Origin of the sequence: Orientia tsutsugamushi (assembly GCF_900327275.1) — a bacterium.
GTDB classification, from domain to species: Bacteria; Pseudomonadota; Alphaproteobacteria; order Rickettsiales; family Rickettsiaceae; genus Orientia; species Orientia tsutsugamushi.
The window spans coordinates 837,148-852,653 of the sequence record NZ_LS398548.1 but is presented as its reverse complement, the minus strand read 5'-3'; the positions used below and the strand labels follow the sequence as shown (position 1 = coordinate 852,653).

The following is a 15,506-nucleotide window of genomic DNA, read 5'->3' as shown; positions in this document are numbered from 1 at the left end:
TTATAACAAAATGTTATAAAGAATTGAAAGATGAACGCTTTAAGACTTAATTTACTGATTTTTCAATAAAGAAATTTATACGATTACAATAATCCTGTAGATCAGGAATCGGTTGTCCCTCTATCAAGTAAGATTGATCCAATAAAGTCATTACAAGCTGTTTATTTACATCTAAATTTTGATTAAGCTTAATATTTTCATTAATCTTTTTAATAATTGTGTGATTAGGATTAATTTCCAAAATTTTGCTAGAATGGCTACTTAATTGCTTTTGCTCTATTAAAAACCTTTCAGTCCTAATATCCATACTTCCTTCTGGTACTGTTAAACATACTGGACTGCGAGTGAGTTTTTTAGATACTTCTACTGATTTAACTTTATCTCCTAATACTTCTTTAAAATATTTGATTAATTGCTCACAATTTTGGTCATCAGAAGATGAAGTATCATCTTTAGCATCGTTATTGGTATCACTTGATTCAGCTGTTTTAGTATCACAATTGTCAATTTCAATATTAGCTGAAGTTACTGACTTCAATACATAGTCATTATACTTTCTAGTCACCATAACCCAGAACTTATCAACATCGTCGGTAAGTAGTAAAACATCAATATTTCTACTTAATAAACCTTCAATTTGCGGACTAGATTTAAGAGCTTCTAAATCATCTCCAGTAATATAATAAATGTTTTTTTTCTCTGATTTTAAATTAGCAATATATTCATCAAGTGAAATAAACTTATCTTGTAATGCACTTCTAAACAAACAGATTTTTAATAATTTATCAACATCTGCTGTACCTTCACATAATCCTTCTTTTAGAACTGCTCCAAAATTATTCCAAAACGTTTCATATTCGCCTTGATCTTTAGTTTTTTGCTTTTCTAGTTCTGTAATAACTTTTTTGGTTATAGATGCCTGAATTTTGTCAATCAAAGGACTATGTTGTAAGGTTTCACGGCTGATATTTAACGGTAAATCTTCTGAATCTACTACCCCTCTTAAAAATCTCATATATTTTGGAATTAAAGCGACATTCTCATCAGTAATAAATACCTTCTTTATATAAAGTTTTACTCGGCTTTTTCTATCAGGATGAAATAAATCAAAAGTTTTGGATGAAGGAATAAATAATAAGTTTGTAAATTCTATTACTCCTTCAGATTTGTTATGAATAGTAATCCACGGCTTATCTATAGCATATGCAATGTTACGATAAAATTCCTCATATTGTTCATCAGTTATGTCGCTTTTAGCTCTAGTCCATAATGCTGATGATGAGTTAACTTGTTGCTCCTTACCATCCACTCCAACATAATATATTGGAACTGAGATATGATCAGAGTAAGTTTTAATAATATCTTTAATTTGAAAATGATCTAAGTAGTTATCATATTCTGGTTTAATATGTAAAGTAATTTTTGTACCTCTAATAAAATCAGCTTCACAATCTTCAATATAATACTCCCCCTCACCTTTAGAAGACCACTGATAAGCTTGTGCTTCACCAGCCTTCTTAGATATTACTTTGACCTCATCTGCTACCATATATGATGAATAGAACCCCACTCCAAATTGCCCTATCAACATGTTATCCTTTTTAGCATCATTGCCTAACTGCTCCAAAAATTTTTGAGTGCCAGAACTAGCTATCGTTCCTAAATTCTGTGTTAGGTCTTCTTTATTCATTCCAATACCGTTATCTTGTAAAATTATATAACGTTTTTCCTTATCCATTGAGACAGTAATTTTAAAATCACTTTCTCCTTGCAGCAGTTCAGCATTACTTTGACTAAGATAACGTAGCTTATCACAAGCATCAGAGGCATTTGAAATTAATTCTCGTAAAAAAATCTTCTTATTGGTATATAATGTGTGAATTACCAAATGAAGTACTTTGCCTACTTCTGCATCAAATTTATAAGTTTCTACTGACATTTTCTAACTATTTTTTAGTGAATTAAACAATATTACATTTTGTATACAAAATTTAGACAGTTCAAGATATAGTAGCAATACAGCTGCTATATCTTCAGATTATAAAAATTAAGTATTATAACTTAATTAATAACTACATATGCTTACATTAATTAATTACCTTGTAATTTGTTACTCAAAACTCAATTAAGAGCTTAATTGCTAAATCTACAAAACATGGTATATCATAGTATATATGTATAGATATTATTTTTTAAATAGCATATTTAAGTAAATTATTGGTTAATAAACTATAAAAATACTTGTGAATTATTCTCACATATGATAAACTAAGCGCCCTGAAGTTAAGTTATTGACACTACAAATTTAATACTCTAGGAGTACTGTAGTTTCAAAAAAAAGTATATAATTTATAATAAAATATCTTATAGGATAATATTATCATGCCTAAGCTTAAAACTAAATCAGCAGTTAAAAAGCGCTTTAGCCTATCCTCAAGTGGTAAGCTGAAAGTAACCCAAGCAGGAAAGCGGCATTTTATGCGCCGTAGAACTAAGAAGCAATTGAGAAATTTAAGAAGTACAACAACTCTTATAGGACAAGATGCTAAAAATATTATTAAGTATCTTATGCCTTATGGTGTTCAATAAATTTATAAGGGATTTTTAAATGTCACGCGCAAGATCAGGTAAAGTTAATAAAAATCGTCATAAAAAAATCTTAAAATTAGCTAAAGGTTATCGTGGTAGAGCTAAAAATTGTTTTAGAATTGCTATTCAAAAAGTAGAAAAAGCACTTCAGTATAGCTACCGCGACAGACGTAATCGTAAGCGCCAGTTTAGAGCGTTATGGATTCAAAGAATTAATGCTGCTGTAAGACAATATGATATGACTTATTCACAGTTTATTAATGGGCTCAAACGAGCAAATATTACTGTAGATCGTAAAGTCATGGCCGATTTAGCAGTTCATAATGCTGATTCTTTTTTACATTTAGTAGAGCTTACTAAGAAATCACTAGCTAAAACTGCATGATTAATATGCACCTTGGTCGTAATATAGTATAAACATGCATGCTTGTAGTAACTTTGAACTATCAGGCTTTGCTATATTGAGGTTTAAGTGTATAAATTTTCCAAATTTCATATTAGCCTAAGAGTTCTATATAATAACTCTGCTAAGATACAGAAAGAATTAAGAATTAATTTTATACAATTATGTATAGACTTTAAGCATGTTCTTTATACATCTTTGTTCAAAATATTTGTAAAGTTATCTATTATGTAAAAAATCGTTACAGTTCTTCTTGTGTATTAGAGTATTTTAGTTGTTTTTATCTATTTTCATTTATTTCATTTTTTATATCATACTATTGCGGTAATTCTTAACTTCATATACCAAAGTCAGATATAACAAAAAAGCAAAAGATAGAAGAAAGAAACATGTAAAAGTTATTCAAAGAAAAAGAAACAAACATTTTGTTAAGCTTAAAAACATAAGTATAAAATGTAGCAATGATATTAGTTTGAAAATTTATAACAGATATGTAATGAGAATGCTTAATATTAAAATGAAGCTTTAACTTTGTCATTAATAGTAGATTTGAGCTGCAATATTGCTTGATAGTAGTGTAATAGACAAGATGTTGCCAAATCTTACATCTACTAAGGTGTATGCAAGTTAAGGCTCGGTAGTTTGGTTATCACAGTTTCCATCACCTACTACATTAAACGTAATGTAAGGATTTCCTGTATTGTGCTTTCCTGATAACTTCATATCATTGCCTATAGCATATCGTAAGTTATTCTTTCAAAGATCTATAATATCGAATTTAGTAATCATTATATAATTCTATTCTACCTTTTCTAGCTGAAGCATTTCAATTACTTTTTCAGCTTTAGCTTTGATATATATTTTCCTTCTCAGGTCTTATAATTCTAATGAAAAAGTAATTAGTATGATGTATTCTATAGGTTTTCGAAAAAAAGTGCCAGACATAAAAGCAAGAGAGAAAACCAGTTTTGAAAAGATATCAAAACGTTTTGAGATAGGAAAGAATATAGTATTTGTGTGGAGTAAAAACATATCGTAATTAAAAAACAGAAACAGATCTTCAACAAAAATCTCTATTGATAAACTAAAAGAAGATGTGTCGCAATATAGTGATGCATCTCAATATGGAAGAGCTAGACTGCTAGGAATAAGCAATGCGAATATACAAAAAAAGCATTAAAGAGATTAAATATTACATATAAAAAAAGCTTTAAAACATCAAAAAGCAAAAAAGAAGAGGGATTAAAATTTCAGAATAAGATAAAAAGGTATACAGACAAAGGAAAAGTTATTATCTTTACTGGTGAGAGCAGTTTTGTTCATAGTATCACACTAGAACTCACGTATTGCACAAGATACATAAGATGTTTGTGTTTATAATTTGCATTCATCAAAGAGGAACTAATGTTATATGAGATTAGTAGATAAATCTCTGCTAACTGTATCAATTTTGACTGCAATGTTAATACTAGACCTCTTTCGAAACTGGTTAATGTAGTTCAAAATTATAAATGCCAGAGATCAAATTAAATCTAAGGCCTAATCTTTTACGTCTATTTCGATATTTATCAGCAATAATTTTGAAGCGTTTTAGAATACCAATAACGTTTTTAGTTAAAGGATTTTTTTGCTTTTTTTCTTTGGTAATTCAGAATTATTGTGAATTTTTTGTATACCTTGATATCATGTATCAGTAATCGCTTTAACCTTATGATGGATAAGAATTTTGGATTCCTTAAATAATCTAAAGCCATGTTTTTTACCGTTAGAAAAATCTGTACAAATTACTTGGTGTGTTTTCTTGTCTACCAGTATTTGAGTTTTTAGTGTATGCCTTTTCTTCTTTCATGAATAATAGAATTTTTGTTTTTTTTAGGCTTTCTATAGGACTCTCAGTAGCATCAACTAAGACTACTTCATAATTCATATCACTCTTCATTATAGCTTTACGGCCTGGAAGAGCAAAGTTTTGGTGTTTAACTAGGGTGTCTTCTACCCATTTTACAGCTTTATATGCTGAACTTTCACTAATCCCATAGTTCTAACTCTATATGGAAATAAGTACGGTATTTTCTAAGGTATTCTAAGACTATCAGCAACTGTTCATCCAAATTGAGCTTATTTTTAACCACACCTTTTGATTTCTTAAGATCATCAGCTTGCCTCAAAATATCCATCATCTTTGAGAATGTTCCCTTCCTTACTCCTGTTAATCTACGAAATTTTTCATCCTCTAACTCTTTAATCTGTTCGAATTTCATTATTACTTCAAATCAGATATTTATAACACCATTCTACATCATTGTATACTTTTGAAAGAAGTTTACTGTTATTTTTAACTGTTTGATAGAACAGGATTTAATTCAGAAGTTACCTAATAATTCTGTAGTCATGATGGATAATGCAAGTTTTCATAAAGGCCATCATTTAAAAACTATGATAAAAAAAGATGGGCATATATTAGAGTATGTACTGACTTATTCTCCTGATTTAAATCCTATTTAGAAAAAATGTTTTCAAGCCAAATCAAGCAGAATAAAATATCACTGTGACTTAGATACGCTTTTTGAAAAGTATATAACATAACTGTTTTATGCTAGTTTAACTATGGCACTGATTGAGAGAAAGTATTGTACTCCTCAGATTGGAGTAGCTAGTCCTTTGTTGACAAATATTTTTATGCATCATGCCATTTGATAAATGAATGAGAAGGTACTTTTCAGAACTAAGATTTGAGCTTTTCGAAGATGATATTTTAGCTCATTATAGTCACGCAACATCAGACTACAAAAACTGGATCAGCTATGTATTCATTCTTGCGCAAGATGGAGCATTTTCTAACACGTTTGGTAATTAAAAAATACAAAAGAATTCAACAGTTATAAGTAACAGGCAAGACGCTAGTTAAAATGTGAGTGAAAGTGCGCGAAGCAGAATTTTTTGTTCATCGAAGCTTAGGTTTTAAATCAATAGTTAGATAATGGTAGTTATATGAGTGTAGACATTTGCAGTTCTTCTATGCTAGCAGCTCTGGCTGAAGTTTCTACCTCTTTCTGACTTACAAAAAGAAAATTAAATCAGCCTTGTAAACAGACTGGAAAAAACAAGCTTCAATTTAACAAAGAAAAGACCAAAGTGATAAAGTATTCAAATAAGAAGCAAAGACAAGAAATAGGGCATGAACAGTTTGATTTTTATGTTTTACTGTTTATCTAAGAAAGTCTAAGAAGAATAAACAATACGAAATGTTAAAAGTATAGTGGAAAAAGTTAAACAAAGTTAATGACTAATGCAAAGATGTTAGGAACAAATATAGTTACAGGTTATATTGGCAAGTTTTTACAGCAAGTTAAGATGATATATAAATATTATAAAAAATAAAGTATTGACAATAATTGTTCAGTTTTGGATGTATGATGCTTATAGTAGCCTATAATGAGGTTTGAGCATAGAAAGAAGCGATAAAATAGTTAAAAAAAATCTGTTGGTTGTAAAGTTATTTTTCCGCTTCCGCCACCTTATTCTCTAGATTTAAATCAGATGGGAAAGTTTTGTTCTAATATGAAGATGTGGATTAGAGATCAAATTACTCAATTTGGTAAATTTTATGAATCTATTATTGCCTTTTTCTATGCTCAAACCTCATTGTAAATGACTATATAGATATTGATTAACAGAAATGAAATGATGTAAGTGATTAATACTGTTATGTAAATTGCTTAGGCTGTAAGATCATTAAAGCATTGCCACAGCATACAGTAAAGAGGTCTATATTAAAAATAATATTCAAGAGGATATAAACGTAGCCAAAAGCTATCATGTAAGCATTTTAGACTTTTTATTATTATACGATATTTATTACCTAAAGTAAAAGTATATTGTGCGTTATGGTAATATGAGTCGTGTAAATGTTTGCTAGATAATATTCCAACGAATAAACCTATTCTAAAGAAGTAGTTAAAAAAATTAACCATTAAAGGCATTAAAATTATATTTTCTAAATAATAACACAACTTTTATTCGAGGCTTATACAAAGATTTAGAGTAATATATTCAAGTCGCAATGACAGCGAGATTATGTTGAACGAATGAATCATAACTAGCTATAAAACAAACTAATTTAAATGAAATTACTTAATTTTTTAAATGTATACCCTATTATTGTGTGTATATTACTTCAATAATCATTTCTTTAAAAAATTTGTATAGTAAATAACAATGCATAAAGTAAGCTACTATATAAATTAAACACAAATTACTATGTATAGTTTATAAATCAATTCAAAATAATAGTTTAACTTAGCTAAGTATATTGAAGATATCTGTTTGCTACCCTTTTCGAAGTAAATAGATATCCATAGGATAAAAAACTTTGATTTGCTTTTCCTGAACTATGCTACTTCTAACACTACTTATTTTCTACAGTTAACTTAATACACTTTTGTGCCGTACATATTAACTTATCTTAACACAGTTAAATAATCATACATAACACCACACTAGTGCAAATTAAAGCACATTATACCATATCATAAATTAAGGTCATGATATAAACGTCATGATATGGTGCCGAATGTCGGATTTGAACTGACGACCTACCGCTTACAAGGCGGTTGCTCTGCCACTGAGCTAATTCGGCATAATAAATAGATATCTAATTATTAATCAATACATATACAAATTACAGACTACTTAAGCTATTAATTGTATACTCAGCTTTATAGCTTATAAGCCCATTAACTACTACTTACTTTTTTTTAGAAGGTTTGGCTACATAATTTTTAAGTTTTATGTTGTGTTTTTTTTGTATTGCTAACGGCAATGTAATACTAAACTGCTGTATAAAATTTATTACCTTTTCTGTTGGTTGAGCGCCATGAGACAACCAATGCTCTATTCTATCAGTTTTTAATACTATTCTTTCATGATTATCCTTAGGTAACATAGGATTATAGTGCCCTACTTTTTCAATAAAAGCCCCATCTCTTGGAGAGCAATTATTAGCTATAACAATTTTAAAATAAGCACATTTTTTTGCGCCTGACCTAGCCAAGCGAATCTTAACCGCCATAACTTCCCTTATTTAATCTTTGCTTCTGTAAATTGAACATGCTTTCTAACTTTTGGATCGTATTTTCTAAATGATAGCTTTTCAGTTTGAGTTTTAGGATTACGCTGCTTAACCCAAAAAACACCTGTTCCAGCACTACTAACTAATTTAACTAAAACCTTTTTTTTTTTTCTAGACACTGTATTAAATACCTAAATTTATATTTTGTAGCTGTATACTTGCTCAAAGTATTATACATGACATATAATAATATCTAAAAAGTTTATACATAACTTTGATTTGAGTCAAGCCTTAAATTAGTGCTATAGAATAAAAGATACCATATTAAAATCAATATATATCTTTATGAAACTTAAAAATTCAAGTTGTACTGTCTTAAAATCATAGCTGAGAAGTATATAAACAGAAGAAAGAGATGTAGACTTATATAGTTAAGCTACTATAAAATAGTTATATTATATACGTTTTGAAAAGTGTGTTTAGGTCATAGCGACAGCAAATTATTATAAAATAGTTATAATAATTTGCTATACTAGTAGTATAATCTCTCTCTCACGATTCTGATTCAATTTCAAGCCTGGCTGTCCTGATAGCTTCATATATAAAATCACTTCATTGCATATACCAGCAGGCTTCTGTTGGTATAACAACATTGATAATCTATTTTCATATCAAATGATAATAAAATACATTGACACATTAGACCTCTTTCGAAACTGGTTAAGGTAGTTCAAAATTATAAATGCCAGAGATCAAATTAAATCTAAGACCGAATCTTTTACGTCTATTTTGATGTTTATCAGCAATAATTTTGAACTACCTTAACCAGTTTCGAAAGAGGTCTAATATTGATTTTTTCATGTTGGGTTATTTTATTTTTATTTAAATTTTCTTTATAACTCAACATTATCTCTTTGTATACCTTTTATTCACTACTTTTCATATTTTTTCCTTATCATATTCTGTGGTTTAGAGTAACTAGACATATCTCTTCTATTAATTTTGGTCCATATATAGTCATTTATAATGAAGTTTGAGCATAGAAAAAGCGACAATAGCATCCATAAGATTTACCAACATGATTTTTATACGCAAACTTCATTGTAAATGACTATAGTTGCTTCTCTTGTCAGTTATTTTATCTATCTCTAAACTTAATTTTACCATCATCTCTTTTTCTTATATTGTATTATCTTAATCTAGAGTTCAGAAGGTTTATTATATTTCTCATTTTGAACAGTTAGTATTATAGCGTAAGTTTTATGAGTTAATTTTAGGCAAATTTTGTTAGTACTATACTAACATTAGTACTGCCAAAGCCAAACGAGTTGCTCAGTATATGATTTATTTTGCATTCTTGAGGTATATTTGGTACTAAGTTAATATCTTTAGCTTCTTCTATAGGATTATCAAGATTTAATGTTGCTGGTATAACTTGATTTTGTAATGCTAGAGCTGAAAATATTATTTCAACGCTGCCGCTAGCACCAAGTAAGTGACCTGTAGAAGATTTAGTTGATGAGATAGCAACTTTAGAATTTTCTTTTAGAATGAGGTTTTTAATGGACTTTAATTCTATTAAGTCTCCCTTTTCTGTAGAGGTAGCATGAGCATTAATATAATTAATATCTCCAATATGAATTTTAGAAGTTTTAATTGCTTTTAACATTGCTATTTGGCTACCTATTCCTTCTGGGTGTGGTGAGGTAATATGATATGCATCGCTGCTTAGTCCATATCCAGTCAATTCAGCATATATTTTTGCTCTGCGCTTTTTGGCATGTTCTAGCTCCTCTAGAACTACTACTCCTGCTCCTTCAGACATTACAAAACCGTTACGATCTTTGTCCCAGGGTCTACAAGCGGCTTTTGGATTGTCGTTATATTTTGTGCTTAAAGCTTTAATTGCGTTAAATCCAGCCATGCTAATATCTGTGATAGCTGCTTCTGCGCCTCCTGCAATCATGATATTGGCTTCATTGCATTTTATCATACGTGCTGCATCGCTGATTGCTTGCGCTCCTGTAGCGCATGCTGAGTTAACTGATTGATTTGGTCCTCGAAAGCCATACATTATAGAAATATGGCCTGATATCAAGTTTGATAGGATTGATGGAATAAAATAAGTGCTTATTTTATTATTAATATAAAGATTGATCACATTATCGGCTGTTGATTGAATTCCTCCAAGGCCAGTTCCAATAATAACTCCTGTACTTTCTTTTATTTTTTCATTATTATTAAGATCAATTCCACTATCTTCTATAGCTTCTTGAGCAGCAATAATTCCATATTGAATGAAAATGTCTTTTTTTTTATCTGTTGAGTCAACTAGTAATTCATGCCCTCTAATGCTATAAATTTTTAGTTTACTATCATGTAAGACTAGCCCAGCAATTTTACATTTTAGATTAGAAGTATCAAATCTATGAATTCGTGTAATGCCACTTTTGCATTTTATAAGATTTTCCCATGAGCTTTTAGCATTGACACCTAAAGGAGTTACCATGCCTATTCCAGTAATGACTACTCGTCTGTTACCCATTGATATTTTAAGTTAAAATTTTGTTAGGTTAAATAATGTTTATAAGCCTTTAGATGTTTAAAATAATTTAATTTTAAAATTAAATTTTATTTTGTTAAAGCTTTTTTATAAGGGAGTATATATTCTACTATATCTCTTATGGTTGTTAATTTAGAAGCTACCTCATCTGGTATAGAATGCCTAAACTTATCTTCAATAGCTAATATCATTTCAGTCTGATCAAGGCTATCAAGTCCTAAACTTGAGAGAGCTGTATCACTGGAAATTATAGATTTATCCTTTATTTTAGCTATATCAGCTATGATATCAATAATTTCATTTTGTATTTCAGATTTTAATTCAGCATCATGATCTGAATTGCAAGAATCTTCTTTTTTTTCTAAAGTTGCTGTATTATTTTTATTCAATGAACAAGAATCATGAGCATGTGATAATGTATGCGATAACTCATCAGTTTTTTTGTTTTTGTCCATAAATATAACACCTAAAAATTTGATTAAAGAAACAATTGTGCATTACTAAAAGTATTTTACTTTAGTAAAATTAATATTCTTTTACCATACTTTATGAATTAATGCTACTAAAATTCTTAATTTCATACCATAACCATGCCACCATTTACATGTAAAGTTTGTCCAGAAATATATGCTGCTTGCCTACTAGCTAAGAATGCTGCTGCAGTTGCAACATCATTTGGATTTCCAAATCTATTTACTGGAATTTTAGATAGTATAGTATTTTTTTGTTGTTCATTAAGTAGATTTGTCATATTGGATATAATAAATCCTGGGGCAATAACATTAACAGTTATATTTCGACTTGCTACTTCCAATGCTAATGCTTTACTCATTCCAATAATGCCAGCTTTAGATGCGCAATAATTTGATTGGCCTTGGTTTCCACTAATAGCTACAACTGAAGATATATTTATTATTCTACCATATCGCTCTTTAATCATTTTTTTTATTGCTGCTTTATTTAAAATGAATGTGGCTGTTAGATTTGTAGAGATCACTGTTTCAAATTTTGCAACTTCCATTTTAATTGCTAATTGATCATTAGTAATGCCAGCGCAACATATTAATACATCAAGTTTTGGTATTTCTTCAATCATATTATTGCAATCTTGATAGTCTAAGATATTACATTTGCGAACAATGCATCTTTCTGTTAAATCTGCTTTTAATTTAGCAAGTTTTTCTTCTTTAGTCCCGGAAATTATTACTGTAGCTCCTAGTTGATGAAATAACTGACTGCACGCTCTTCCTATGCTGCCTGATGCTCCTGTAATAAGTACGTGTTGGTTAGTAAAATTTAACACTTGCTCTTTTCTTCTGTTGCTATAGATATATTATCTAGATTAGCTTCATGTTCATTCTCATTAGGGATAACTAGGCTATTTTGTATAATATCAGATTTTTGTCTGATTTGTTGTTCAAGTTCTAGAGCAATTGAAGGATGTTCTCTAAGATATTGTTTAGCGTTTTCTCTACCTTGGCCAATTTTATGATCTTTATAAGAAAACCATGCGCCTGCTTTTTCAATAATACCTAACTTAACTCCTAAATCTATTATTTCGCCCTCTTTTGAAATGCCTAATCCATATATGATATCAAAATCAATCACTTTAAAAGGTGGAGCAAGCTTATTTTTAACAATTTTAACTTTTGTTTGATAACCAATAACTTCTTCTTTATCTTTAATAGGACTAACTTTTCTGATTTCCATTCTAATAGATGCATAAAACTTTAAAGCATTTCCTCCAGTTGTAGTTTCTGGACTGCCAAACATAATACCTATTTTCATTCTAATTTGATTGATGAAAATGATGGTACAATTAGTTTTTGAGACTGAAGCGACTAGCTTTCGTAAGGCTTGGCTCATTAATCTAGCTTGTAGTCCTATATTGTTGTCTCCTATTTCTCCTTCTAGTTCTGCTTTTGGTACTAAAGCAGCAACGCTATCTACAACTATTAATCCAACTGCTCCTGATCTAACTAATGTATCAGCAATTTCTAGAGCTTGTTCGCCAGTATCAGGCTGTGATATAATTAGACTATTAATATTGACGCCCAATTTTTGAGCGTATTGTAGATCTAATGCATGCTCAGCATCAATATAAACGCAACTCTCTCCTCCTTTTTGACACTCAGCTACAGCATGAAGTGCTACTGTTGTTTTTCCTGAAGCTTCAGGTCCATAGATTTCGCTTACTCTTCCTTTAGGGAAGCCTCCTATTCCTAAGGCTGTATCTATGCATACCGATCCACTGGAGATAACTTGTGCTTTGCCTATAGGTCGTTGATTGCATCTCATGATTGAGCCTTTGCCATGAGTTTTATTAATTATACTAAGTACATCATCTAATGTGTGTTCTTTATACATGATATTTCCTGATTATTTAAAAATAATAAATTTTAGTGTTCGTAGAATTATAATAGTATTTATTGAATTATTAAAATTATTTTCTTGTTATTTAAATTGTTGTTTTATGGAAAATTTGAAGCTTTCATAAAAAATTATTGTAGCAGCTCCTGCAACGTTTAAACTTTCAGTTTTATGAGACATTGGAATTTTGATTAAAAAATCACATTGTTGACGCGTTAAGTTCCTTAGTCCTTTATTCTCAGAGCCTAAAACAAAAGCCATTTTTGAATGAAAAGTTTGCTCTGTAAGTTGATTACTGTTGTTAAGATCTAGCCCGATAATCCAAAATCCATGCTTTTTTAAGTAATTGATAGTATTATATAAATTTTTTACTTTTACTAAGTTTATTTTTTCTAGAGCTCCAACTGCTATCTTAGCAATAGTACCGTTCTCTTCTATAGAGTTATTTTCAGGTAGGATAATAGTTGATATATTAAATGCTGCAGCTGATCTTATAATAGCTCCTAAGTTATTATGGTCTAGCAATTGGTCTAAAATGGCAATTTTATAGTTTGGTGTGTTTAGGTCTATATTTTTGATACCATTAATTGTGAGGGGGATAGTATTTACTGCTATTCCTTGATGAACTATTTGTCTGCCTAATAGCTGATGTAGAAAATTTGTTGTAACTATTTTATAATTATGCTTTTGAATCGATTTTGATAAAGATAGAAAACATGACTCTGTACAATAAATATACCTTATTACCCTGAGAGGGTTATTTAAAGCTGCTAAGGATGCATGAGTACCAAATATATAATATGATTTTTTATCAGTCATAATAAATTTATTGGACAAAATAAATATTTTGTAATAATTGACGATTATTAAATAATCACTTGACAGAATCAAGTAATTATTATAGAAAGTACTAAATCATGTTTTTAGTTAAGCAAAATTGTGTATTAAGCTTTGCTAGTATGATTTGTTTATTTTTAAGATACCCTAGCTAATAAATCTAAAGTGTTTTAGGAGGGATGGTCGAGAGGTTAATGGCAGCAGACTGTAAATCTGCCCGCGCAAGCGTACGTAGGTTCGAATCCTACTCCCTCCACCATAGTTATGCTTAAGAGTTGCGGGTGTAGCTCAATGGTAGAGCCTCAGCCTTCCAAGCTGGTTACGTGGGTTCGATTCCCATCATCCGCTCCAAGGCTTGTTAGTTGGTTATTTGTAATATACCACTAGTTGTGTTTATAGAAATATATTTTATTGTAGGTTAAAAGAAGGTTATTATTTAAAGATTATGGCAGTAGCATTTAATAGAGATAAGCCGCATTGTAATATAGGGACAATAGGGCATGTTGATCATGGAAAAACATCATTAGCAACAGCAATAACTATAGTATCGTCAGAGTTAAGTGATGGTGCTGTAAAAGTGAAGAATTATGATGAAATTGACTCCGCACCAGAAGAAAAAGCTAGAGGGATTACAATACAGACTGCTCATGTGGAGTTTATAAGTAAGAAGAGACATTATGCGCTTGTAGATTGTCCTGGGCATGTTGATTATATTAAAAATATGATTACTGGAGCATCTCAAACTGATGGCTTAATATTAGTTGTGTCTGGTGTTGATGGTGTTATGCCTCAAACGAGAGAGCATGTGTTATTGGCAAAGCAAGTTGGAGTGCCAAGTATTATAGTTTGTATAAATAAGATAGATCAAGCTGATCCTGAATTATTGGAATTAATTGAGATGGAAGTAAGGGAATTGTTGACGAAATATGATTTTCCAGGTGATACTGTTCCTATAATTAGATGTTCAGCTTTAAAGGCGATAAATGGTGATTCTGATGCTAAGAAAGGTATATTAGAATTAATGGATGCCATAGATGATTATATACCACAGCCTACTAGAGTTTTAGATCAGCCGTTTTTAATGCCGATAGAGGATGTGTTCTCAATATTAGGTCGCGGTACAGTAGTTACAGGAAGAATTGAGAGAGGGGTTATTAAAGTTGGTGATGAAGTAGAAATAGTTGGATTACGTAGTACTCAGAAGACAATATGTACTGGTGTTGAGATGTTTAAGAAAGAGTTAGAGCAAGGTCAGGCTGGAGATAATGTAGGTATATTATTACGTGGAATAAAGCGTGAGGATGTAGAAAGAGGGCAGGTTTTAGCTAAGCCTGGTACTATTACTCCGCATTGCAGTTTTGAAGCTGAGGTTTATGTTTTAACAAAAGAGGAAGGTGGTAGGCATACTCCGTTTTTTCAAAATTATAGGCCTCAGTTTTATTGTAGAACAACAGATGTTACTGGTGAGATAGCGTTATTATCTGGAAAAGAGATGGTGATGCCTGGGGATCATGCTACACTAAGTGTTAATTTAGTAGCGCCTATTGCTATGGATCAAGGGTTGTCTTTTGCTATTCGTGAAGGAGGTAAAACTATTGGTGCTGGTAAAGTCTCTAAAATTATAAAGTGATGTTCAGAAAATGTGGATAGAATTTATTATGTTAAGTGGTAGT

At 30.3% G+C, this 15,506-nt stretch carries 13 protein-coding genes, 3 tRNA genes and 2 pseudogenes; 7 read left to right on the top strand and 11 right to left on the bottom strand.

All coding sequences use genetic code 11. The features are described 5' to 3' along the window. Window positions 1-46: 46 nt before the first annotated feature. Entirely contained in the window at window positions 47-1,939 is a 1,893-nt protein-coding gene (gene htpG / locus DK405_RS04580; RefSeq protein WP_045912120.1) for a molecular chaperone HtpG, read from the bottom strand. A 443-nt stretch (window positions 1,940-2,382) separates the two neighbouring features. On the opposite strand from htpG, the gene rpmI reads away from it, so the two are divergent. The 3 genes from rpmI to DK405_RS15705 all read left to right on the top strand — a co-directional run bounded on the left by rpmI (window position 2,383) and on the right by DK405_RS15705 (window position 4,172). Further along, window positions 2,383-2,589: a 50S ribosomal protein L35 gene (gene rpmI / locus DK405_RS04575; RefSeq protein ID WP_011944543.1), complete on the top strand. Its 207-nt coding sequence runs from the start codon at window positions 2,383-2,385 to the stop codon at window positions 2,587-2,589. 19 nt (window positions 2,590-2,608) lie between these two features. After that, window positions 2,609-2,974 carry a 50S ribosomal protein L20 gene (gene rplT / locus DK405_RS04570; protein WP_045912119.1) on the top strand — a complete coding sequence of 122 codons (366 nt, stop codon included), beginning with the start codon at window positions 2,609-2,611 and terminating at the stop codon, window positions 2,972-2,974. A gap of 1,114 nt (window positions 2,975-4,088) precedes the next feature. Beyond that, the gene (locus DK405_RS15705; protein WP_410522051.1) at window positions 4,089-4,172 is read left to right on the top strand and encodes a hypothetical protein; all 84 of its coding nucleotides are present in this window, start codon (window positions 4,089-4,091) and stop codon (window positions 4,170-4,172) included. Between the two features lie 309 nt (window positions 4,173-4,481). Here the strand turns inward: DK405_RS15705 and DK405_RS04565 are convergent. Further along, window positions 4,482-5,253: pseudogene (locus DK405_RS04565) on the bottom strand (transposase family protein). A gap of 82 nt (window positions 5,254-5,335) precedes the next feature. Here DK405_RS04565 and DK405_RS04560 point away from each other — a divergent pair. Continuing rightward, window positions 5,336-5,497, top strand: coding sequence for a transposase (locus DK405_RS04560; protein WP_231967631.1), 162 nt, complete (start codon window positions 5,336-5,338; stop codon window positions 5,495-5,497). Window positions 5,498-7,556: 2,059 nt separating this feature from the next. Here the strand turns inward: DK405_RS04560 and DK405_RS04550 are convergent. From DK405_RS04550 to rlmB, 9 genes and pseudogenes are all read right to left on the bottom strand, one after another. Next, window positions 7,557-7,631 (bottom strand) — tRNA-Thr (locus DK405_RS04550). A gap of 108 nt (window positions 7,632-7,739) precedes the next feature. Further along, window positions 7,740-8,063, bottom strand: a complete 324-nt coding sequence (gene rpsP, locus DK405_RS04545) for a 30S ribosomal protein S16 (protein ID WP_045912118.1) — start codon at window positions 8,061-8,063, stop codon at window positions 7,740-7,742. 8 nt (window positions 8,064-8,071) lie between these two features. Then, on the bottom strand, window positions 8,072-8,242 hold the full coding sequence (gene rpmG / locus DK405_RS04540; protein WP_012461396.1) for a 50S ribosomal protein L33: 171 nt from the start codon (window positions 8,240-8,242) through the stop codon (window positions 8,072-8,074). A 541-nt stretch (window positions 8,243-8,783) separates the two neighbouring features. Beyond that, window positions 8,784-8,879, bottom strand: a pseudogene (locus tag DK405_RS04535) (IS5/IS1182 family transposase); the annotation flags it as partial. Window positions 8,880-9,336: 457 nt separating this feature from the next. Next, a complete protein-coding gene (fabF, locus tag DK405_RS04530) occupies window positions 9,337-10,608 on the bottom strand; it encodes a beta-ketoacyl-ACP synthase II (protein ID WP_045912117.1) in 1,272 nt (423 codons plus the stop codon). 86 nt (window positions 10,609-10,694) lie between these two features. Beyond that, window positions 10,695-11,081 (bottom strand): phosphopantetheine-binding protein, encoded by a 387-nt coding sequence (locus DK405_RS04525; protein WP_045912116.1) that lies wholly within the window; start codon window positions 11,079-11,081, stop codon window positions 10,695-10,697. Window positions 11,082-11,203: 122 nt separating this feature from the next. Then, on the bottom strand, window positions 11,204-11,929 hold the full coding sequence (fabG, locus tag DK405_RS04520) for a 3-oxoacyl-ACP reductase FabG (protein WP_045912115.1): 726 nt from the start codon (window positions 11,927-11,929) through the stop codon (window positions 11,204-11,206). Next, window positions 11,923-12,993, bottom strand: a complete 1,071-nt coding sequence (gene recA, locus DK405_RS04515) for a recombinase RecA (RefSeq protein WP_045912114.1) — start codon at window positions 12,991-12,993, stop codon at window positions 11,923-11,925. Before recA ends, fabG begins: the two co-directional genes overlap by 7 nt. Before the next feature lie 87 nt (window positions 12,994-13,080). Further along, window positions 13,081-13,815: a 23S rRNA (guanosine(2251)-2'-O)-methyltransferase RlmB gene (rlmB, locus tag DK405_RS04510; RefSeq protein WP_109510600.1), complete on the bottom strand. Its 735-nt coding sequence runs from the start codon at window positions 13,813-13,815 to the stop codon at window positions 13,081-13,083. 191 nt (window positions 13,816-14,006) lie between these two features. Here rlmB and DK405_RS04505 point away from each other — a divergent pair. The 3 genes from DK405_RS04505 to tuf all read left to right on the top strand — a co-directional run bounded on the left by DK405_RS04505 (window position 14,007) and on the right by tuf (window position 15,463). Next, window positions 14,007-14,092, top strand: a tRNA-Tyr gene (locus DK405_RS04505). Between the two features lie 18 nt (window positions 14,093-14,110). Beyond that, window positions 14,111-14,184, top strand: a tRNA-Gly gene (locus tag DK405_RS04500). A 94-nt stretch (window positions 14,185-14,278) separates the two neighbouring features. After that, a complete protein-coding gene (tuf, locus tag DK405_RS04495; protein WP_064612884.1) occupies window positions 14,279-15,463 on the top strand; it encodes an elongation factor Tu in 1,185 nt (394 codons plus the stop codon). The last annotated feature ends 43 nt before the right edge of the window (window positions 15,464-15,506 follow it).